Origin of the sequence: Streptomyces sp. Ru62 (genome assembly GCF_002920615.1) — a bacterium.
Lineage (GTDB): Bacteria > Actinomycetota > Actinomycetes > Streptomycetales > Streptomycetaceae > Streptomyces.
On record NZ_PQSU01000024.1, the window covers coordinates 92,111 to 111,597 of the forward strand.

At 72.8% G+C, this 19,487-nt stretch carries 14 protein-coding genes and 1 pseudogene; 2 read left to right on the plus strand and 13 right to left on the minus strand.

Going from position 1 to position 19,487, the window contains the following annotated elements; translation table 11 throughout:
- Positions 1-317 precede the first annotated feature (317 nt).
- Positions 318-866 (minus strand): SMI1/KNR4 family protein, encoded by a 549-nt coding sequence (locus C3492_RS29590; protein ID WP_103815696.1) that lies wholly within the window; start codon positions 864-866, stop codon positions 318-320.
- Positions 867-1,268: 402 nt separating this feature from the next.
- On the opposite strand from C3492_RS29590, the gene C3492_RS29600 reads away from it, so the two are divergent.
- Positions 1,269-2,012: a bifunctional 2-polyprenyl-6-hydroxyphenol methylase/3-demethylubiquinol 3-O-methyltransferase UbiG gene (locus C3492_RS29600; protein ID WP_103815698.1), complete on the plus strand. Its 744-nt coding sequence runs from the start codon at positions 1,269-1,271 to the stop codon at positions 2,010-2,012.
- A gap of 257 nt (positions 2,013-2,269) precedes the next feature.
- On the opposite strand, the gene C3492_RS29605 is transcribed toward C3492_RS29600, so the two are convergent.
- From C3492_RS29605 to xylB, 9 genes and pseudogenes are all read right to left on the minus strand, one after another.
- Positions 2,270-3,793, minus strand: a complete 1,524-nt coding sequence (locus tag C3492_RS29605) for an aldehyde dehydrogenase family protein (RefSeq protein WP_103815699.1) — start codon at positions 3,791-3,793, stop codon at positions 2,270-2,272.
- A gap of 55 nt (positions 3,794-3,848) precedes the next feature.
- A complete protein-coding gene (locus C3492_RS29610; RefSeq protein WP_103815700.1) occupies positions 3,849-5,156 on the minus strand; it encodes a GAF domain-containing protein in 1,308 nt (435 codons plus the stop codon).
- 188 nt (positions 5,157-5,344) lie between these two features.
- Positions 5,345-5,944 carry an N-acetylmuramoyl-L-alanine amidase gene (locus C3492_RS29615; RefSeq protein ID WP_181140621.1) on the minus strand — a complete coding sequence of 200 codons (600 nt, stop codon included), beginning with the start codon at positions 5,942-5,944 and terminating at the stop codon, positions 5,345-5,347.
- A 77-nt stretch (positions 5,945-6,021) separates the two neighbouring features.
- Positions 6,022-7,035, minus strand: a complete 1,014-nt coding sequence (locus tag C3492_RS29620; RefSeq protein ID WP_103815702.1) for an acetamidase/formamidase family protein — start codon at positions 7,033-7,035, stop codon at positions 6,022-6,024.
- A gap of 80 nt (positions 7,036-7,115) precedes the next feature.
- A complete protein-coding gene (locus tag C3492_RS29625; RefSeq protein ID WP_103815703.1) occupies positions 7,116-8,600 on the minus strand; it encodes an APC family permease in 1,485 nt (494 codons plus the stop codon).
- A 377-nt stretch (positions 8,601-8,977) separates the two neighbouring features.
- Positions 8,978-9,268, minus strand: a complete 291-nt coding sequence (locus tag C3492_RS29630; protein ID WP_258055966.1) for a hypothetical protein — start codon at positions 9,266-9,268, stop codon at positions 8,978-8,980.
- Between the two features lie 71 nt (positions 9,269-9,339).
- Positions 9,340-9,396 (minus strand): annotated as a pseudogene (locus C3492_RS46130) (hypothetical protein); the annotation flags it as partial.
- Positions 9,397-9,511: 115 nt separating this feature from the next.
- Positions 9,512-10,720, minus strand: coding sequence for an ROK family transcriptional regulator (locus tag C3492_RS29635; protein ID WP_103815704.1), 1,209 nt, complete (start codon positions 10,718-10,720; stop codon positions 9,512-9,514).
- Positions 10,721-10,772: 52 nt separating this feature from the next.
- The gene (gene xylB / locus C3492_RS29640; RefSeq protein ID WP_103815705.1) at positions 10,773-12,218 is read right to left on the minus strand and encodes a xylulokinase; all 1,446 of its coding nucleotides are present in this window, start codon (positions 12,216-12,218) and stop codon (positions 10,773-10,775) included.
- A 158-nt stretch (positions 12,219-12,376) separates the two neighbouring features.
- Between xylB and xylA the strand changes: the two genes are divergently transcribed.
- Positions 12,377-13,543: a xylose isomerase gene (gene xylA, locus C3492_RS29645; RefSeq protein WP_103815706.1), complete on the plus strand. Its 1,167-nt coding sequence runs from the start codon at positions 12,377-12,379 to the stop codon at positions 13,541-13,543.
- 61 nt (positions 13,544-13,604) lie between these two features.
- Here the strand turns inward: xylA and C3492_RS29650 are convergent, their stop codons facing one another.
- The 3 genes from C3492_RS29650 to C3492_RS29660 form a co-directional block, all read right to left on the minus strand.
- Complete coding sequence (locus C3492_RS29650) at positions 13,605-14,945, minus strand: esterase-like activity of phytase family protein (protein WP_103815707.1); 1,341 nt, start codon at positions 14,943-14,945, stop codon at positions 13,605-13,607.
- 128 nt (positions 14,946-15,073) lie between these two features.
- Positions 15,074-16,357, minus strand: coding sequence for an SWF or SNF family helicase (locus C3492_RS29655; RefSeq protein WP_103815708.1), 1,284 nt, complete (start codon positions 16,355-16,357; stop codon positions 15,074-15,076).
- Positions 16,354-19,224, minus strand: coding sequence for a DEAD/DEAH box helicase (locus tag C3492_RS29660; protein WP_181140611.1), 2,871 nt, complete (start codon positions 19,222-19,224; stop codon positions 16,354-16,356). The genes C3492_RS29655 and C3492_RS29660 overlap by 4 nt, the downstream gene beginning before the upstream one ends.
- Positions 19,225-19,487 lie beyond the last annotated feature (263 nt).

Genomic DNA, 19,487 nt, shown 5'->3' on the forward strand with positions numbered 1-19,487 from the left:
AGTGGTCTCGATCGTCCGGTTCACATCCATGACGTCAATGGTGTCCCGGTGGCCGGTGAAATGCCTGGGGAGACGCGTCCGTGCGTCGCGGGCATGGACGCGGCACTGGTCACAGCGGATCTCACAGTGGTGGCGAGGACGCGCTCGACGTGAATGAGGAAACTCCGCGCCGGGGTTCGTCAGTTCGACGTGCCGTGAGGAACGGTCGAGCAGCCGGCCGCTCAGGTTCCCCCCAGCTGCGCGATCGGGTCCTCACCGCCTCAACCGCAGGCCGGGCGTCGCGGTACCGGCCGCCGGGACCTGCCCGCCGGGGTCGCTCAGTCCTCCTCGCCGAGGATCTCGCCGTTGGAGTCGAACTGATGGCTGTCGGCGGGCAGGTCGGAGAAGTACGAGCTGTCGGACTCTCCCGTCAGGACGGCCAGGAGGAAGGAGGCGCACCGAGTGGCGTGGTGCTCCCACTCGGGACCGCGCCCCTCGTTGAACATCACGGTCCACTCGTCCGGGCTCTGCCCCGGTCCGGCGAGCCAGTAGAGCATCGCCCCGCTGCCCTCGATGCAGGCCCAGGGCAGGACCCGCGTACCCGGCCTGTCGAGTTCCGCCGGCTTCGGCTCGCTCTGCCACAGCAGACCGAGCACCCTCTCCCGCTCCGCGAACTGGGCCACGAGGTTGGAGTGCTCATCGGGGCACTCCGGGTCGAACAGCCATACCGTCTCGTCGAAGACGCCGCCCCCGTAGACCTCGACCAGTTCCTTGTAGTCCTCCGGCAACGGCGTGCCGAGCGCACGTTCGACAGCGTTCCAGTCACGGGTCCGCCGGGGACTGCCCGGCGGAACGATCTCCACGAGCCTGGTCACAGCGGAATGCATGAGGCGCGTGTCTCCTCTGGGGCGTCATGTGCGTGTGGGCACGTTCACGATAGTGAGGCCTGAGGCCTGTACTGCCGCCGCCTACGTTCCCGACCACGATCCGGCCGCGCCGTTGGCTGCGGTGCCTTCCCGCAACCGGCCCCCGGCGTCCCGGACGAGCGTGGTGGTCGGCCCCCCACGGATCGGCGATGCGGACCGGCAGGTGCAACGCGTTGCAGGTGACGTGGCCGCCCGTGCCGTCGGGAGCCGTGACCGAGACCCGGTCGCCCGCGTCGCCCCGCGTCCGGCGGGTGGTACGACCCAGCGGGTCGGTGCGGGAGAGCAGGCGGATGTGGCGGTTCCGGTGCCGGCCGCCCCGGAAAATGCCGGGCTTCGGCCGGGCGACCGCCGTACCGTCGACGCATGCTCGATGAAGACGGTTACTTCGGGGAGTCCGTCGCCGAGACGTACGACGAGTCGTCGGCGGAGATGTTCGATCCGCGGGTCGTGGAGCCTGCCGTGGATCTGCTGGCGGAGCTGGCCGGGGACGGTGGGCGGGCGCTGGAGTTCGGGGTCGGGACCGGGCGGATCGCCCTTCCGCTCGCGGCGCGTGGTGTCGAGGTGCACGGCGTCGACATGTCCCGGGCGATGGTCGAGCGGCTGCGGGCCAAGCCCGGCGGGGACGGGATCGGTGTCACGATCGGGGACTTCGCGACCGCCGAGGTCGAGGGAACCTTTTCGGTCGCCTACCTCGTCTACAACACGATCATGAATCTGACCTCGCAGGACGCCCAGGTGGACTGCTTCCGCAACGCCGCCGGCCATCTGGAGCCCGGCGGCTGTTTCGTCGTCGAGGTCGGTGTGCCCGACCTGCGCCGGCTGCCGCCCGGGCAGAACGCCGTGCCGTTCCGGGTGGGCGAGGGGCGGCTGGGGTTCGACCTGTACGACGTGGCCAGCCAGTCCGTCAGCTCGCATCACGTCTCCGTCCGGGACGGCCGCGGCAGACACCTGGCCATTCCGTTCCGCTACGTCTGGCCCGCCGAACTGGACCTCATGGCCCGGCTGGCCGGGATGCGGCTGCGGGGGCGGTGGGACGGGTGGACGCGGGAGCCGTTCACCAGCGAGAGCCGGCAGCACGTGTCCGTGTGGGAGAAGGTCACGGGCTGAGCCGGTCGGCGTCCCGTCCGACCTCCTCGATACGGACGTGTTGCCGACGGCGCGGCCGGGAGGGTTGCCGCCCGCCCCGGCACAACGACGCTGTGGTGGATGCCGACGTTCTGCGCGAGGGGCTGCCGTCTTGTGTCGTGAGGGCCGTACGGCCTTCTGCGCCAGGTCTCCGGGCGAGGCGCACGGCTCGCGGCCCAGGGCGTCCGACATGGGCGCCTGACGGGCATCTTCCCCGGTCAGGCGCCCTGTCCTTGCGCCTAGAAGAAGCCGAGCTTCTTCGGTGAGTACGACACCAGGAGGTTCTTCGTCTGCTGGTAGTGCTCCAGCATCATCTTGTGCGTCTCACGGCCGATCCCCGACTGCTTGTAGCCGCCGAACGCCGCGTGCGCGGGATAGGCGTGGTAGCAGTTGGTCCACACACGGCCGGCCTGGATCGCGCGGCCCGCGCGGTAGGCGGTGTTGATGTCCCGGGTCCACACGCCGGCGCCCAGGCCGTACAGCGTGTCGTTGGCGATTTTGATCGCGTCGTCGAAGTCGTCGAAGGAGGCCACCGAGACGACCGGACCGAAGATCTCCTCCTGGAAGATCCGCATGCGGTTGTCGCCCTCGAAGATGGTCGGCTGGACGTAGTACCCGCCCTTCAACTCACCCTCGTACTCGACGCGTTCACCTCCCGTGAGGACCTTGGCGCCCTCCTGGCGGCCGATGTCCAGGTAGGAGAGGATCTTCTCCAGCTGGTCGTTGGAGGCCTGCGCGCCGATCATGGTGTCGGTGTCCAGCGGGTGGCCCGGCTTGATGCGCCGGGTGCGTTCGACGGCTGCCTCCAGGAACTCGGCGTAGTGACCGCGCTGGACCAGCGCCCGGGACGGGCACGTGCAGACCTCGCCCTGGTTGAGCGCGAACATCGTGAAGCCTTCGAGCGCCTTGTCGCGGAAGTCGTCGTCGTGCGCCCACACGTCGTCGAAGAAGATGTTCGGCGACTTCCCGCCGAGTTCCAGGGTGACCGGCTTGATGTTCTCCGAGGCGTACTGCATGATCAGCCGCCCGGTCGTGGTCTCCCCGGTGAACGCCACCTTCGCCACCCGCGGGCTCGACGCCAGCGGCTTGCCCGCCTCCACACCGAAGCCGTTGACGATGTTCAGCACACCCGGCGGCAGCAGGTCCGCGATCAGGCTCAGCCAGTAGTGGATGGAGGCCGGCGTCTGCTCGGCCGGCTTGAGGACGACCGTGTTGCCCGCGGCGAGCGCCGGCGCGAGCTTCCAGGCCGCCATCAGGATCGGGAAGTTCCACGGGATGATCTGCGCGACGACACCGAGCGGCTCGTGGAAGTGGTACGCCACCGTGTCGTCGTCCAGCTCGCCCAGCGAACCCTCCTGGGCCCGGATCGCCCCGGCGAAGTAGCGGAAGTGGTCGATCGCGAGGGGGATGTCGGCGGCCAGCGTCTCCCGGACCGGCTTGCCGTTCTCCCAGCTCTCGGCCACCGCCAGCGGCTCCAGATGGGCCTCCATACGGTCGGCGATCTTCAACAGGATGTCGGAGCGCTCCGCGACCGACGTACGACCCCACCCGGGCGCCGCCTCGTGCGCCGCGTCCAGCGCCCGCTCGACGTCCTCCGCGGTACCGCGCGCGATCTCCGTGAACGGCTGACCGTTGACCGGTGACGGGTTCTCGAAGTACTGCCCGCGCGTCGGCGGCACATAGGCGCCCCCGATGTAGTGGTCGTAGCGCGCCTGGTAGGAGACGATCGCGCCTTCGGTGCCCGGCGCCGCGTAACGAGTCATCCTGGTTGCCTCCCGGTGCAGTGCTGCCCGCCGTTGGGCAGCTCTCGGCGGGAGGCTAGACACGCGGACGTTGCAAGTACGTTGCGCCGCGGGTCCGGGCACCCGCCCGGACGGCCGGCGCCGCCAGTTCGGCCTCCAGCGCCGCGAGCCGGGCACGGACCGGTGCCGTCGGGCGTACAGCGGCGAGCGCCCGCCACACCTCCAGGTCGTCCTCACCCCACGGCGTGTGCGCCCAGTCCGCCAGCAGATCAGGGTCACCGTGCGCGATCAGCGCCGTGCGCAGCCCCCCGGCGAGCCGCTCCCGCAGCCGAATGATCGCCGGGGCCTGGGAACCGGGCAGCAGCGGGCCGGTGTACGCCTCCGCCGCCGCGGTCAGCGCACCCGTCTCCAGCCGCCGCTCGACCACGGTGGCGTCCGACTCGACCGCGGCCGTCAACCGGTACGGCCGCGAGGCGAGCAGCCCCGGACCCAGCAGTCTGCGCAGGCGCGCCAGCTCGGCCCGCAGCGTCACCGGCGTCACCGACTCGTCCGCGTACAGCGCGCACAGCAGCTCATCACCGCTCAGGCCCTCGGGGTGCCGGGACAGCAGCACGAGGATCTCGCTGTGTCGACGACTGAGCCTGATCCGCCGCCCGTCCAGGGCGAGTTCGGCCTCGTCCCGGCCGAGCGTGCTCAGCAGCGGCCCCTCCTCGGCGGCGCGCGGCGGGGCGAGCAGGGCGAGCTGTGCCTCGGCGGCCCGCGCCACCGCCTGCACGAAGCCGAGGCTGTGCGGATGGGCGAGCCCGTCCCCGCCGGTGATGTCCACGGCCCCCAGGACCCGCCCGGTGCGTGGATCGTGCACCGGAGCGGCGGCGCAGGTCCACGGCTGCACCTGCCGTATGAAGTGCTCGGCGGCGAACACCTGAACGGGCCGGTCCACGGCGACCGCGGTGCCCGGCGCGTTCGTGCCGACCGCGCTCTCCGACCACCGGGCACCGGGCACGAAGTTCATCCGGTCCGCGCGGCGCCGGGTCGCGGCATGCCCCTCCACCCACAGCAGCCTGCCGTGCGCGTCGCACACCGCCAGCAGATGCTCGCCATCGGCCGCGAAGGTGCCCATCAACTCCCGGAACAGGGGCATCACCCGGGACAGCGGATGCTCCGCGCGGTGGGCGCCGAGATCGCCGTCGGTCAGTTCCACACTGGCGGCGCCGTCCGGCCCCACACCGGCCCGCGCGCTGCGCCGCCACGACTCCGCCACCACCGAGCGCACCGGGCGCGGCACCGTCCCCACCGTGGTGAACGTCTCGTGCGCCCGGCGCAGCAACCGGACGCGCTCGGCGGGGTCGGCCCCCGGCTGCAGGGCAACCCACGGATCGGTCAACTCGGCCTCCCCGGACAGTGGAACGGTGGTGATGCGGTGCGGTAGGGACGGTGATACGGGGTACGGCGGCTCCGGACGGTGCTGCGGCGGGCTCGGCGGTGGCACAGCGGCTGCCACACGGCGGCTGGGACCATCGTCGCCCCGGGTGTGCACGCGGACAACCGGTGCGACGGCGGCTCCGCCTCCGGCTAGGCGAAGTTGACCATTCGGATGTACCGCACCCAGTCCCAGTTCGCCCCCGGGTCGGTGTGGTCGGTGCCGGGCACCTGGTAGTGGCCGATGATGTGCTCCCTGTCCCGGGGGATGCCGTACTTGGCGCAGACCGCCGCCGTGAGCTTCGCCGACTCCTCGTAGAGGGCGTCGGTGAAGTAGGCGGGCCGGTCGATCCAGCCCTCGTGCTCGATGCCGATGCTGCGGGTGTTGTAGCTCCAGTTGCCCGCGTGCCAGGCGATGTCGGCCTCGTGCACGCACTGGGCGACGTGCCCGTCCGCAGAGCGGACCACATAGTGCGCGGAGACCCTCTTCTGCGGGTTGCTGAAGATCGCCAACGTGTCGGCGTACGTCTCCTGCGTGACATGGATGATCACTCGGTCGACGGTGAAGTCGCCGGGGCGGTCGGACGCCGTGTAGTTGGAACTGCTGGCCGCCTGCCACTCGGCGGGCGGATAGTCGACTGCCGCGCTCCGCGCACCGGCCCGCGGTTCCGGAAGCAGCGCGTAGGGGACGGCGGCGAGTGCCGCGCCCTTGAGCAGCCGGCGCCGGCTGAGCCGGGGTCTGGCTCGGTCCATGTCCATGGCGGGATGCCTTTCGGGATGCTCGGGGAATGCCGGGCAGGCTCTCGGAAGTCGGGGGTACGACAGGGACGTCAGCGGCGCAGGGCCCGCGCGGTCTCCCGCAGCCGGGCGTGGACGCCGCGGTACGTCTCCCGCGCGGGCAGCCACTCCTTGCGGAGCTTGGCCACGCACGTGTAGTTCCTGTCGCACACGTTGGCCAACGGTGATTCGACAGCCTGGGTTGCGAATTGGTACGCGTCCAGCTCACTGAACCCGTAGTCGCGCACCAGCCACTGCACCAGGTCGAGCTGGGATATCCGGAACGCGTCCTCCAGCGGCCGGGCCGAGCCGGTCGAGATGAGGTGCGTGTCCGACTCCAGCCGGGGCCACGGCGTGGCGACGTCCTTCAGGAGGTCGACGACCACCACCGTGTTCATCGCGCACTCCACCGCCACGCCACAGGTCTCGCCCTCGCCCTGCCGGGCATGCCCGTCGCCGAGGCTGAGCAGGGCGCCCTCGACGTTGACGCCCAGGAAGCAGGTGACGCCGGCCCGCATCTCGGGGGTGTCCATGTTGCCGCCGTGGGCGTCCGGCACCAGGGCCGAGCGCACCTCCAGGTTGGCGGGAGCCACGCCCACCGTGCCGTGCATCGGGTCCAAGGGCAGCTCCACCTGGAGGTCGCTGTCCCGCGCCCGGAACAGGGCCGTCCTCCGGGCCCGGTCCAGCTGCCAGATCCACACCCGCTCCGGCAGCGGTGGCTGAAGGGTGGCCGTCGTGTGCGTGGAGGTCAGCGCGCCGAAGAGGGGGACCGTCGTGGACGCCGCCCAGTCGCGGGCCGGTTCGATCGACACGAAGTGCACGGCCACGGTGTCACCGGGCTCGGCGCCCTCGATGTGGAAGGGCCCGGTCTGCGGATTGAGATAGGGGAACTGGCAGACCTCGGACACCAGGTCCTTCTCGGAGCGGACCCGGCCCGCGAAGCAGTCCTCCGTGTGGAGGTCGAGGACCGTGCCGGGCGCGATCCGCGCCACGGGCGCCGCTCCGCCGAACGTCCAGGCGTACTCGTCCGGTTCAGGGCGCACGGTGAGGATCCGGGGGTCGGTCATCGTGGCGTGACTCCCTTCTGAGGGCGATCCCCGGGGCGGGGACGCGGTCCGGCGTGGCTGGGGCGCCACGTGCGGGGTGATCAGCTCGGCACGGATCCGTCCGTGCGGCCGGCGCCGGGGTCGTACGCGTCGAGGTGCACGCGCGCGGTCTCGGCTATGCGCTCGGGGTGCCGTCGTACGAGCACGAGCAGCACGACCACGCCCAGGGCCATCCACGCGCCGACGACCGGACCGGCGTAGGACACCGGTGCCGTCAGCTCCGTCACGAAGTCGAACACCGGGAGGCCGGCGGCCGTCAGCAGGGCGGGGACGAACGCGGCGATGCCCAGCACCGGGAACAGCAGGTGCCGTACCGGTTTGAAGGCGGCCCGGCCGGAGCGCAGGAAGTGACCGGCGCAGGAGAGGTTCACGACGATGTAGACGCCGACGACGACCGTGACGATCACCGTGGCGAGCAGGAGGAACGCGGTCACCGGGGCGTAGGCGAAGCCGAGCCCCAGCACCGCTGCGACCGCCACGACGGTCTGCAGGGCGATGCCGGCCACGGGGGAGCGGTGCCGGGGATGGAGCGTGGCGAGCAGGCCGGGCAGGACGCGGACGCGGGCGAGGGCGAAGGCCGTGCGGGTCGAGACGTTCGCGCTCGCGTTGGCGTTCGCGATCGTGGAGTTGACCACCGCGAGGAACACCAGCACCCAGAAGAGACCGAAGGAGGCCCGGGCGACGCCCTCCCAGGACGCCTCGCCCGAGGCACCGAACTCCGCGAAGCGGTCGGGGCCGAAGTAGACGGTCATCGCATACGTCGTGAGGACGTAGAACAGGCCGATGCCCACGGCCGCTCCGAGGACCGCGCGGTGCATGGTCCGCCGCGGATCGCGGGTCTCCTCGGCGAGTGGAGCAGCCGCCTCGAACCCGGCGAAGGCCAGCACCGTGTACACGGACCCGGCGAACACCCCGGCGGCTCCCGCGTATCCGTCGGCGGTGTGGGACGTACCGAACACCGACAGGGTGTTGGCGCTGCCCGCCTTGCCGATGAGCAGCACGGCGAACACGAGGAGGACGAGGATCTCGAAGACGCCGAGGACGGTGCCGAAGCGGGCGGAGGCGCGGACGCCGAGGTAGCCGGAGACGGCGATCACCCCGGCGCCCGCCAGCGCCCACGGCCACCACAGGTCCGCCGGGTACGCCGACCACTCCGCGTGCAGCGTGCCCGCCGCCGTGAAACCCAGCTGGAGGAGCAGCAGGGGCGGCACCAGCATCTCCACGAAGACGTACGCCCACCCGACCAGGAAGCCGACGGCCGGGTGCAGGCCCCTTGCCGCGTACGTCGCCACCGAGCCCGCCGCGGGCAGCTCCCGCGCCAGCTCGGCCACGCAGGAGGCGGTGAACAGACAGGCCACCAGGGCCACGAGCACCGCCAGCGGGAGGCTCCCGCCCGCGAAAGCCGCGCCCGACGGAATCGACGCCGCCACCGCGGCGGCAGGCGCCATCGCCGTGATGCTCTGGAACAGGACCTCGCGCAATCCGATGGCGTCGCGCCGCAGCGTCCCCTTCGTCTCCCCGTCCATGTGTCCCCCGATACGTGTCGGTCCGCTGCCACCGCCGCCTGTGCGCTCCTCAATCCGCAGGCGCCCACCGGTCGGTGACGATCCGTCGGCTGCGCCCCGCGTGAATCACGGTACGACTCGGGCGGGTTGGGCAGAAGGGTGTGCCACGGTTCCGTGGACGAGTCACGGCTTGTGGACAACTCGCTCACTCGATCGGGTGACCCCTGGCGTGTGCGGGTACGGACGGCACACCACGGCCGGCGCTGGAAGCCAGTCGCCCGGATGATGTTGAAGGCACGGCGCCCGGTCCGTCACGGTCGCTCGCGGAGGCGGATTCCGTGCCGCGGCCCGACGGCCGGCGTCCCACGGGCGGTCCTGGAGGCTGACCACCGGTCTCCCTACGGCGCCACACCCTCCCGCAGATACGCCACACCCCCGCCGCGCGCCGCCCCGTGCAGCGCCGTCAGCGTGGACCGCCTGGCGGCCAGCGGCAACCCGTGCAGTTCGTCGAGCGAGAACATCCCGTGCCGATCGTGCTCCGCGCTCAGCCGCACCGGGGTGTCGGCGGACAGCGTGCCACCGAGGAAGAAGCAGTCGAGAACCGGCCCGGTCCCGAGCACGTCCGCCCGGTGGTCGACACCGACCAGCGCCGGCCCCTGCCCGATGTCGATGCCGGTCTTCTCGCGCATCTCCCTGCGCGCGCCGCCCAGGGATCCTCACCGTGGTCCAGCATCCCGCCGGGCAGCCACCACCGCCCGGCGTCGGGCCGCCTCGCACCGTAGCGCAGCAGCAGGACGCGCCCCTGCTCGTCCAGCATGAGGACGCACGGGGCGAGCAGCGCCCGCGGCTGAGACCTGATCCATTCCTGACGTGGCACCCAGTCCGTCCCCCGACCCACCGCAGCCGTGGACCCCGGCACGCGCAGAGCCGCGTCAGGATCGTTCCGCCACCACCGCCGGATCGTCCAGTACCGCTCGGACGACCGAGTGCGCGGCACCCAGCAGGGGGCCTTGCGGGCCCAGCGGGGAGACCGTCACCGGGCAGGCCGGGCCGGCCGTACGGCCCGTCAGCTCCGTGTCCAGCGACGGCAGCAGCCAGGGCGACAGCTCGGCCAGGGCGCCGCCCAGGACCACCGTCTCGGGGTCCAGCAGGTTCACCGCTCCGGTCAGGGCGATGCCGAGGGCCGTACCGGCGTCCCGCAGCGCGGCCCGCACCCTCTCGTCGCCCGCCTCGGCGCGCTCGGCGAGCAGGCCCACCCGATCGTCCCGCGGCTGCAGTCCGGCCGCGCGCAGGACCGCTTCCTCACCCGCGTACTGCTCCAGGCACCCCCGGCTGCCGCACGGACAGGCGGGACCGTCCGGCCGTACGGGCACGTGGCCCAGCTCCCCGGCGAAGCCCCGGGTGCCGCGCAGCAGCCGGCCGTCCACCACGACCGCCGCGCCGATGCCGATCTCGGCCGACACGTGCAGGAAGTCGCCCGGCGTACCGGCACCGAGCCACAGCTCGGCCAGCGCGCCGAAGTTGGCCTCGTTGTCCACGGTCAGCGGCCCGTGGACGGGCAGCAGGGGGCCCAGGTCGATGTCGTGCCAGTCGAGGTTCGGGGCTCGTACGACCGTCCGCCCGTCCCTGGACACCAGGCCGGGCACGGCGACCGCGAGCCCGGCGGGCCAGAGTTCCGCGCGTTCCGCCTCCGCGACGACCTGGTGGATCAGCGCTGTCAGCTCCTCGATCACCGGTCCCGGCGCCCGGCCCCGGTTGGCGCCGCGCCGTACCGCCCGCGCGCGGACCTCGCCGCGCAGGTCGACCGCGCACACCGCGAGGTGGTCGACGCCGATCTCGGCCCCGATCCCCGCGGGCCCCCGGCCGCTCACCGCGAGCGCCGACCCGGGCCGGCCCACCCGCCCCGGCCGCTCGGGGCCCAGTTCCTCCAGCAGACCCCAGCGGATCAGCTCGTCCACCAGGGTCGACACCGCGGCCCGCGTCAGTCCGATCCGGGAGGCGACCGCCGCCCGGGACAGCGAGCCCTCGGCGCTCACGGCGTGCAGCACCCGGGCGAGGTTGCGCCGGCGCATGCCCTGCTGGGTGTCCGGCAGGGCGCGCCCGGCGCCCGGTGGGCGCGCCTCGTGCAGCGGTGCGGTCATGCCTCCGTCAATCCTTGGTGTCTGCCGCCCGGCTGGTCGCGGGCGGCTCCGGTCACTCGGTGTCCGTCCCCCGCTCCAGCAGCGGGGCCGCGTCGGAGAGTACCCCGGTGATCCGCTCCAGCGTCGTCCGGTCCTGTTCCACGGGCTCCAGGACGGGGCCCGCGGCCGTGTTCCAGCGGCGGGCGACCGCCGCGGGATCCTCGCCGGTCAGCAGTCCGGCCGCCTGTGCCGCCGCACCCAGGGCGACCAGTTCCCTGGCCTCCGGGACCTGGACGGGCCGCCCCGAGAGCCGGCGCACGGTCTGCTGCCAGGCCGTCCCGCGGGCCCCGCCGCCGATCAGGAGCAGCGGGGTGTCGCGGTCCGCGTCCTCGTCGAGGACCAGGTCGAGCGCCCCGAGCAGCGCGTGCACCGCGCCGTCGTACGCCGCCTGCAACAGCTGACCGGCGGTGGTGTCGTGCCGCAGACCGTGCAGCACTCCGGAGGCGTGCGGCAGGTTCGGGGTGCGCTCGCCGTCCAGGTACGGCAGCAGGGTCGCGGAGCCGCCGGATTCCACCGCCTCACGGTCCAGGCCCAGCAGGGCCGCGACACGGTCCACCGCGAGGGTGCAGTTCAGGGTGCAGGCCAGGGGGAGCCAGTCCCCGCGCGCGTCCGCGAAGCCCGCCACCGTCCCGGTCGGATCGGTGGGACGGCGCCGGGAGACGGCGTACACCGTTCCGGACGTCCCGAGGCTCAGCACCGGTGTGCCGGGCCGCAGGCCCAGACCCAGGGCCGCCGCCGCGTTGTCGCCGGTGCCCGGGGCCACCAGCGTGCCCTTCGAGAACGGCAGGTCGTGGCTGTCGCGCACGGTGCCCGCCACTTCGCCGGGCCGTACCACCCGGGGCAGCAGCGCCGGGTCCAGGCCGACGTGCGCGAGGGTCTCCTCGTCGTACGCCTCGGTCCCGGACGCCCACCAGCCGGTGCCGGAGGCGTCGCCGCGGTCGGTCGTGCCCTGCCCGGTCAGGCGCTCGGTGAGGTAGTCGTGCGGGAGCCGTACCGCCCGGGTCGCGCGGACCGCCTCCGGCTCGTGCTCGGCGAGCCACGCCCACTTGGTGACCGTGAAGGACGCCCCGGGCACGCTGCCGGTCCGCTCCGCCCAGGCCTTCGGTCCGCCCAGCTCCTCCACCAGGCGACCGGCCTGCGGCGCCGAGCGGACGTCGTTCCACAGCAGCGCCGGACGCACCGGCTCGCCGCGTTCGTCCAGGGTGACCAGGCCGTGCTGCTGGCCGCCGATCGACACCGCCGCCGCCTCGTGCGCGGCGTCACCGCACTGGCGCAGCGCCTCGCACAGCGCGTCCCACCACTGGCGCGGATCGCTCTCCCGGCCGGCGCCGGACGACACCGTGTGCGGTGCCTGGCCGCTCGCCACCACCTGACCGGTGGCCGCGTCGACGACCAGTGCCTTCGTGGACTGGGTGGACGTGTCCACTCCGACGACGAGCGGACCCTCGGCTGCTGACATCCGGCTCTCCCTCTTCCGCGGCTCCGCGGGACGTGCGGTGTGTGGTTTCGAAGACACCTTGCTGTCGAAGACATCTTGTCTCTTCCCAGAGGTGCGTCGGCATACTAATTTGTAAACCGCCATGACGAAATAGTCGCAACGCAGCAAGGAGCCGCGGCATGAGCTACCAGCCCACCCCCGAGGACAGGTTCACGTTCGGACTCTGGACCGTCGGCTGGCAGGGAAGGGACCCGTTCGGCGACGCCACCCGCCGCGCCCTCGACCCGGTCGAGACGGTGCAGCGCCTGGCGGAACTCGGCGCCTACGGAGTGACCTTCCACGACGACGACCTGATCCCCTTCGGTTCGTCGGACACCGAGCGCGAGTCCCACGTCAAGCGCTTCCGCCAGGCCCTGGACGCCACCGGCATGACCGTCCCGATGGCCACCACGAACCTCTTCACGCACCCCGTCTTCAAGGACGGCGCGTTCACCGCCAACGACCGCGACGTGCGCCGCTACGCCCTCCGCAAGACGATCCGCAACATCGACCTTGCGGTCGAGCTGGGCGCGAAGACGTACGTCGCCTGGGGCGGCCGCGAGGGCGCCGAGTCCGGTGCCGCCAAGGACGTGCGATCCGCCCTGGACCGCATGAAGGAGGCCTTCGACCTCCTCGGCGAGTACGTCACCTCGCAGGGCTACGACCTCCGCTTCGCCATCGAGCCCAAGCCGAACGAGCCCCGCGGCGACATCCTGCTGCCCACCGTCGGGCACGCGCTGGCCTTCATCGAGCGCCTGGAGCGCCCCGAGCTCTACGGCGTCAACCCCGAGGTCGGCCACGAGCAGATGGCCGGCCTGAACTTCCCGCACGGCATCGCGCAGGCCCTGTGGGCCGGGAAGCTCTTCCACATCGACCTCAACGGCCAGTCCGGCATCAAGTACGACCAGGACCTGCGATTCGGCGCGGGCGACCTGCGGTCCGCCTTCTGGCTGGTCGACCTCCTGGAGAGCGCCGGTTACGAAGGACCCCGCCACTTCGACTTCAAGCCGCCGCGGACCGAGGACCTCGACGGCGTGTGGGCCTCGGCGGCGGGCTGCATGCGCAACTACCTCATCCTGAAGGAGCGCGCGGCCGCCTTCCGCGCCGACCCGGAGGTGCAGGAGGCACTGCGCGCCTCGCGTCTGGACGAGCTGGCCCAGCCGACCGCGGCCGACGGCCTGCAGGCACTGCTCGCCGACCGCGCGTCCTTCGAGGACTTCGACGTGGAGGCGGCCGCCGCGCGCGGCATGGCGTTCGAACGCCTCGACCAGCTGGCGATGGACCACCTGCTGGGAGCGCGGGGCTGAACGCAGGAGGGCCGGGGCGAGCCACAGCGGCTCACCCCGGCCCCCGGCCGCGAGGTCGGCGTCAGCGGTGCTTGGGCAGCCGGACGTACGTCACGGTCGTCCTGATCCCGCTGTCGACCAGGCGGCCCTGGGCGTCGAACGCACCGGTCCCGTCGGTCATCCCGAAGTCGTTGTCGTTGATGAGCGCGAGCGTGTCGTGATCCACGCGCGCGATGCCCTCGATCTTCCCGGGCACCCCCGCGACCTTGCCCAGGTCGACCACCAGCCGCTTGGCCAGCACCGGCACGCCCTGCGCCGCGGGATCGTCCAACTGCTCCAGCGAAGGGGCCGTGGTGTCGTCGTCCCAGGGACCGCCCAGGATGTCCGACGTGCGCCCGAGGCTGACCAGCTGGAGCCGGGCGGCCTTGTCCGTGCGCTCCTCGACCAGCAGCCGGTCACCGCCGACCGCGACCACCGAGGAGATCTTCAGCTCGGAGGTGTCGTCCTCGCCCGGGTCCACCACGTCCACCGGGTCGAAGCGGTAGGCGTACTCGGCCGTGACGGCCTTCTCGCGGGGAGAGAAGCGCAGCAGGCGGGTGGTGCGCGAGGCGTCCCCGGCGTCCGCGTCCGGCAGCGACAGCGGACTCTGCAGGGCCATCACCAGGTCACCGCCGGGAAGCTGCGCCAGTCCCTCGAACCCGCGGTTGATCTTGCGGTGCAGCAGGATCGAGGGCAGTGCCTCCACCACCGGGTAGTCCGCGCCCGTCAGACCGAGCCCCTCGGGCACGTAGCGCGCGAGGACCCTCCCGCGCGCGGAGACGTGCACGAGGGACGGGCCGTACTCGTCCACGAGCCAGAAACTGCCGTCACCGGCCCGAACGATGCCCTCGGTGTCGAGGCCGTTCGGGTCGTAGGAGAGCGGCGTCCGCGCGTCGTAGGTGTACGGCGCCTCGTCCCGGCTCCTCTGGTCGGGCAGTCCGGTGACGGCCTTCCCGGAGGAGGTGGTCAGCGGTATCGCGTGGATCACCTTGACCGTGTCACCGGAGACCCTGATCTTCACGATCGCGGGATCGAATCCCGGCACCGGGAAGGTGCGGCGCTTCTTGCCGTCCACCTTGATCTGACCGTTGGGACCGCGGTCGGTCACCGTCCAGTACTCACCCTCGCGGCCGGCCGGATAGATGTCGCTGCCGATGCCGCCGAGCTTGATCCCGTGGTCGTCGGCCACGCCGCCGGGCAGCAGCGCGTTGCTGAACGCACCGAGCGGGATCTCGCCGAGGGTCGCCGTGCGGATCACGCGGGCGTCCCCGGACGGCGCCGCGGCCGCCGTTCCCGCCGCGACGAGGACGGCGGCCAGGGCCAGGGGCAGACCTGTGGCGACGGTACGGTGGACGCGGCGCAGGCCGGCGGCATGCGGGGACATCGGGCCTCCTGGAGCAAGGTCATGGGCTGCCGACACCATTGGGCCCCCGGAGGAACGCCGCGCGACCGCGCGGTGAACGGCCGGCGTCCGCCGCTCGTCGGATCGCGCCGCCCCGTGACGACCGCCTGTCAAAGCCCTTCCGGGGCGTGAACTTCCCCCTCCAGTCGCGCGGAGGCCAGTGCCGTCGCGGGGTCGGGATCGGCCCCGCCCGCCGGAACCCAGCGTCCTCGCTCGTCGCGATACGGCCACCAGTGTCCCTCGTTCCCGAGCCGCAGCTGAACACCCTCCTCCCGGACGGTCCACCGGTTGCCGCTCCTGTGGAACACCGGCCGCTCGTCCGCCTCCCAGGCCGCTTCCAGAGCCGCACGCGCGCGTGCGAGCGCCACACCCTCCACGTCCCGGTCCTCGTCGAGCACCGCCAGTGCCGCCGCGCCACCGGTGCGCCAGGCGCGGACGGCTGTCATGAGCCCGTCGCGTCCACGCCCCGACCCGGTGGCCAGCCGGTCGGTGACAGTTGAGGGTGCCGGACCACACGCCAGGCGTACGGCGTCCTGAGCGGCCGTCAGGTCCGAGCCGGCCCGCGTCTCACCACGCAGCGCCGCCGCCAGCAGCCGGTACGCCTCCACGGCGGTGCGACCGGCCAGGTGCTCCAGCGCCGCGGGGTCCACTCCCGGCGCGGCCGGCGACCCGGTGGCGAAGGACGGTGGCGCCCCAGGCGCCGGAGGGAGCCCTGGCAGCTCGGGCAGCGGCGGCAGGATCTCGGCGGCCGCCCACGCCTCGGCCGCGTCCACCCCCGTGGCCGGGGGCGTCGCCCCGGACGGCTCCGCGGTGCCGCGGACGTGCAGCTCCGCCAGGAAGGCGTCCTCGTCCCGGCCACGCATCAGCAGGAGAAGAAACGGATCCTCGTCCAGCAGCCGCGCCACCTGGTGACACAGGGCGACGGTGTGCCCGCAGTGGTCCCAGGCACCGCAGCCGCACTCGGGATCCAGATCGCCGAGGCCCGGCAGGAGTTCGATCCCCGCCACCGCCGCGTCCTCGACCAGGTGCGGCGAAAGCTCCCGGTCGAGCAGTGCGGCCATGTGGCCGGCCTGCCGCACGGCGAGATCCTCGAACCGTGCCCACTCCCCGTCGGACAGGCGCGGCAGCAGGACGTCGGCCCGGTGGGCCGCACCTCCGGGGTCACGTACGACGGCGGTGACCCGGCCCGGCCGTACGGTCACCGCGCCCACGCCGCCCGCGCGCGCGAGCCGGCGCCCTGCCTTGACCGCCGCGGCTTCCAGGGCGGCGTCCTCAAGGGCCCGCAGCCAGGCCCGGCCCCACCAGCTCTGGGCGAAGGCGCGCCCGCGCGGGGGCGGCAGCGCGGCGAACGTGCGCCCCACGTCACGGCCGTGCTCGTCGTCGTAGCGGCTCATCGCGCCTCCCCGCGCAGTTCCACCAGTGCGGTCAGTTCCTCGTCCGACAGTTCCGTCAGGGCGGCCTCACCGAAGCCGAGCACGGCGTCGGCCAGCTCCCGTTTGCGGCCCAGCATCTCCGCGATGCGGTCCTCCAGGGTCCCCTCGGCGATCAGCCGGTGCACCTGCACCGGACGGGTCTGTCCGATGCGGTACGCCCGGTCGGTGGCCTGCGCCTCCACCGCCGGATTCCACCAGCGGTCGTAGTGCACGACGTGCTCGGCCCGGGTGAGGTTCAGGCCCGTCCCGGCGGCCTTGAGGGACAGCAGGAACACCGGGGCCTCGCCCGCCTGGAAGCGCCGTACCAGGTCCTCACGGGCGGCGACCGGCGTCCCGCCGTGCAGAAGCAGCGAGGACACCCCGCGGGCCGCCAGGTGCCGTTCGAGCAGCCGGGCCATGCGCACGTACTGCGTGAAGACGAGCACGCCCGAGTCCGCGGCGAGGACGGTGCCGAGCAGTTCGTCCAGCAGCTCCAGCTTCCCCGAGCGTCCCGCGAGCCGCGGATCGTCCTCCTTGAGGAACTGCGCCGGATGATTGCAGATCTGTTTCAGGCCGGTCAGCAGCCGCATGATCAGGCCCCGGCGGGTCATGTCGTCGACGGCCGCGATGCGGTCCAGGGTCTCGCGCACCAACGCCTCGTACAGCCCCGCCTGTTCAGCCGTGAGTGCCACCGGATGGTCCGTCTCGGTCTTCGGCGGAAGCTCGGGGGCGATGCCGGGATCGGATTTGCGCCGCCGCAGCAGGAACGGTCCGACGAGCCGGGCGAGCCGTTGTGCGGCCGCGGGGTCCCGGCCGCCCTCGACGGGCTGTGCGTAGCGGGCGCGGAAGCTGCCCAGGCCGCCGAGCAGGCCGGGTGTCGTCCAGTCGAGGATCGCCCACAGTTCCGTGAGGTTGTTCTCCACCGGAGTTCCGGTGAGCGCCACACGCGCGCGTGCACCGACCGTGCGCAGCGCCCGCGCGGTCGCGGAGTAAGGGTTCTTCACATGCTGCGCCTCGTCGGCCACGACCATTCCCCACGGGACCCCGGCGAGCCGGACGCCGTCCAGCCGCAGTGTGCCGTACGTGGTCAGGACGAACTCGCCGTCTGCCAAGGACGCCAGATCGCGTCCGGGGCCGTGGAACCGGCGCACCGGCACCCCGGGAGCGAACCGCTCGATCTCGCGCTGCCAGTTGCCCAGCAGCGAGGCCGGGCAGACCACGAGGGTGGGGCCGGCCGCCGCCGGATCCGTCTGCCGGTGCAGGTGCAGCGCGATCAGCGTGATCGTCTTGCCGAGCCCCATGTCGTCGGCCAGGCAGCAGCCCAGCCCGAGCGATGTCGTGCGGGCCAGCCAGTCGAGGCCGCGCAGCTGGTAGTCCCGCAGGGTCGCGGCCAGGCCCGGCGGCTGTCCGACGGTGAGGGCCGGGTCCTGCGCCGTCAGCCGCTCCCGCAGCCCCTCCAGCCACCCCGTGGGCCGTACGTCGACCCGCCGGCCGTCGACCTCCGTCGAGCCCGTCAGAGCCGCGGCCAGCGCCTCGACGGGAGCGACGGAACGGTCCCGCTCGGTCCGGGCCCGCTCCGCCTCCCGCGGATCGACCAGCACCCAGCCGTCGCGCAGCCGCACCAGGGGACGCTTGGCCTCCGCCAGCCGGTCCAGCTCCTCGCGGGACAACTCCCGCCCGCCCAGGTCGAACCACCAGCTGAAGGTGACCCTCTCGTCCGCGCTGAGGAACGACGGAACGGTGGCGGTTGCGGACGACGCGGTGCCGTCGTGCGGCGGGCCGATGGCCGCGTGCGCGGTGAGACCGCGTGCCAGGTGCCGGGGCCAGTGCACGTCCACCCCTACGGCGGCCAGCGCCCGCGCGCCCTCGCCCAGGAGTTCGGCGATCTCGTCGTCGGCGAGGTCCACGGCGTCCGGCACGGCGGCGGAGAGCAACGGTGTCAGCGGCGGCCAGGCCCGGGCCGCCCGGCGCAGCGCCAGCAACGCGTTCGCTCCACGCGCGCGTGGAGCGAACGCGGCGGACCCTGTGTCCGCACCGGTCCACAGTCCGGCGGCATCCATGACGTCCGCCGGTCCGCTCCGGCCGTGCACCTGGAGGACCGCACGGAAGCGGACCGGAGCCCCGTCCTGGCAGGTGGAGGCGTCGAGACCGGACGCCTCCACGCGGAGCGACAGCCGCACCCCCGCGTCATGGCCGGCGGCGATGTCGTCGGCCCACGCCCGCAGCCCGGGCAGGTGCCGCGGCTCCAGCGCCGTGTACGCGGGGCCGCCGGTCGCCAGCGGGGCGGCGGGAGAGCGCGGCAGCACGTCGGCGGTCGTGTCCAGGAAGGCGCGCAGCAGCCGCTCCGGGTCGGGCAACAGCGGTGGCCCGTCCGCCGTGAGCGGCACGGCGTGCGCCTCCGGGGGCATGGCGGCGGCGAGTTCGCGGACCAGTTCCGCATCGCGCGCGGACAGTGGTCCCACGCGCCAGGCGTCGTGATCACCGGCGGACAGGCCCGGCAGGAGCAGACCGCGTGCCACGAAGCCGAGGGCCAGTTCGTACGCGTTTCGCCAGAACGCGGCGGCCCGGTGTTCCCACGGCAGTTCACGCGCGCGTGCGAGCACTGGAAGGGCGGTGCGGACGGGGAGCAGGAGAACGGGCAGCGGGACGCGTTCGACGCCACCGTCGGCCGAGGGCAGTACGAGGTCCAGATCTGCCGGAGAGCCCTCCGTGTGCGCGGGCGGAGCCCCGCCGTCCGATCGCCAGAAGCCGATGCGGCCCGCGCGCGGGGGATCGGACGGCAGGAACACCACGTTGCATTGGGTCAGTTCGGCCAGGTCGGAGGGTGATGCCGTGGGGATGGTCTGCACAGCTCTGCCGCACTCCTCAAATTTGACTACTCGACGGGAGTCGCCGAGGGTACAGGACGTTCGGGGCGTTCTCGTCCTGCCGATGCCATGACGTGGGTCACTCCACAATGTGTTCGAGGGCCCCGTGTGTTCGTCACCCCCGCGCGACAGCCGGACCCCGCCCCGCCCGCGCAGCAGCCTCACCGCGGCCCGCCAACCACCAGTGCCCCGCCGCATCCCGCACACCGCCAACAGCCCTCCGGCCCGCGTCCGGGACCACTAGG

Bases quoted from the DNA above. Each gene is read 5' to 3' on its own strand.
- C3492_RS29590 (WP_103815696.1), bottom strand. From the start codon at position 866: ATGCATTCCGCTGTGACCAGGCTCGTGGAGATCGTTCCGCCGGGCAGT.
- C3492_RS29600 (WP_103815698.1), top strand. From the start codon at position 1,269: ATGCTCGATGAAGACGGTTACTTCGGGGAGTCCGTCGCCGAGACGTAC.
- C3492_RS29605 (WP_103815699.1), bottom strand. From the start codon at position 3,793: ATGACTCGTTACGCGGCGCCGGGCACCGAAGGCGCGATCGTCTCCTAC.
- C3492_RS29615 (WP_181140621.1), bottom strand. From the start codon at position 5,944: ATGGACCGAGCCAGACCCCGGCTCAGCCGGCGCCGGCTGCTCAAGGGC.
- C3492_RS29620 (WP_103815702.1), bottom strand. From the start codon at position 7,035: ATGACCGACCCCCGGATCCTCACCGTGCGCCCTGAACCGGACGAGTAC.
- C3492_RS29625 (WP_103815703.1), bottom strand. From the start codon at position 8,600: ATGGACGGGGAGACGAAGGGGACGCTGCGGCGCGACGCCATCGGATTG.
- C3492_RS29630 (WP_258055966.1), bottom strand. From the start codon at position 9,268: ATGCGCGAGAAGACCGGCATCGACATCGGGCAGGGGCCGGCGCTGGTC.
- C3492_RS29635 (WP_103815704.1), bottom strand. From the start codon at position 10,720: ATGACCGCACCGCTGCACGAGGCGCGCCCACCGGGCGCCGGGCGCGCC.
- xylB (WP_103815705.1), bottom strand. From the start codon at position 12,218: ATGTCAGCAGCCGAGGGTCCGCTCGTCGTCGGAGTGGACACGTCCACC.
- xylA (WP_103815706.1), top strand. From the start codon at position 12,377: ATGAGCTACCAGCCCACCCCCGAGGACAGGTTCACGTTCGGACTCTGG.
- C3492_RS29650 (WP_103815707.1), bottom strand. From the start codon at position 14,945: ATGTCCCCGCATGCCGCCGGCCTGCGCCGCGTCCACCGTACCGTCGCC.
- C3492_RS29655 (WP_103815708.1), bottom strand. From the start codon at position 16,357: ATGAGCCGCTACGACGACGAGCACGGCCGTGACGTGGGGCGCACGTTC.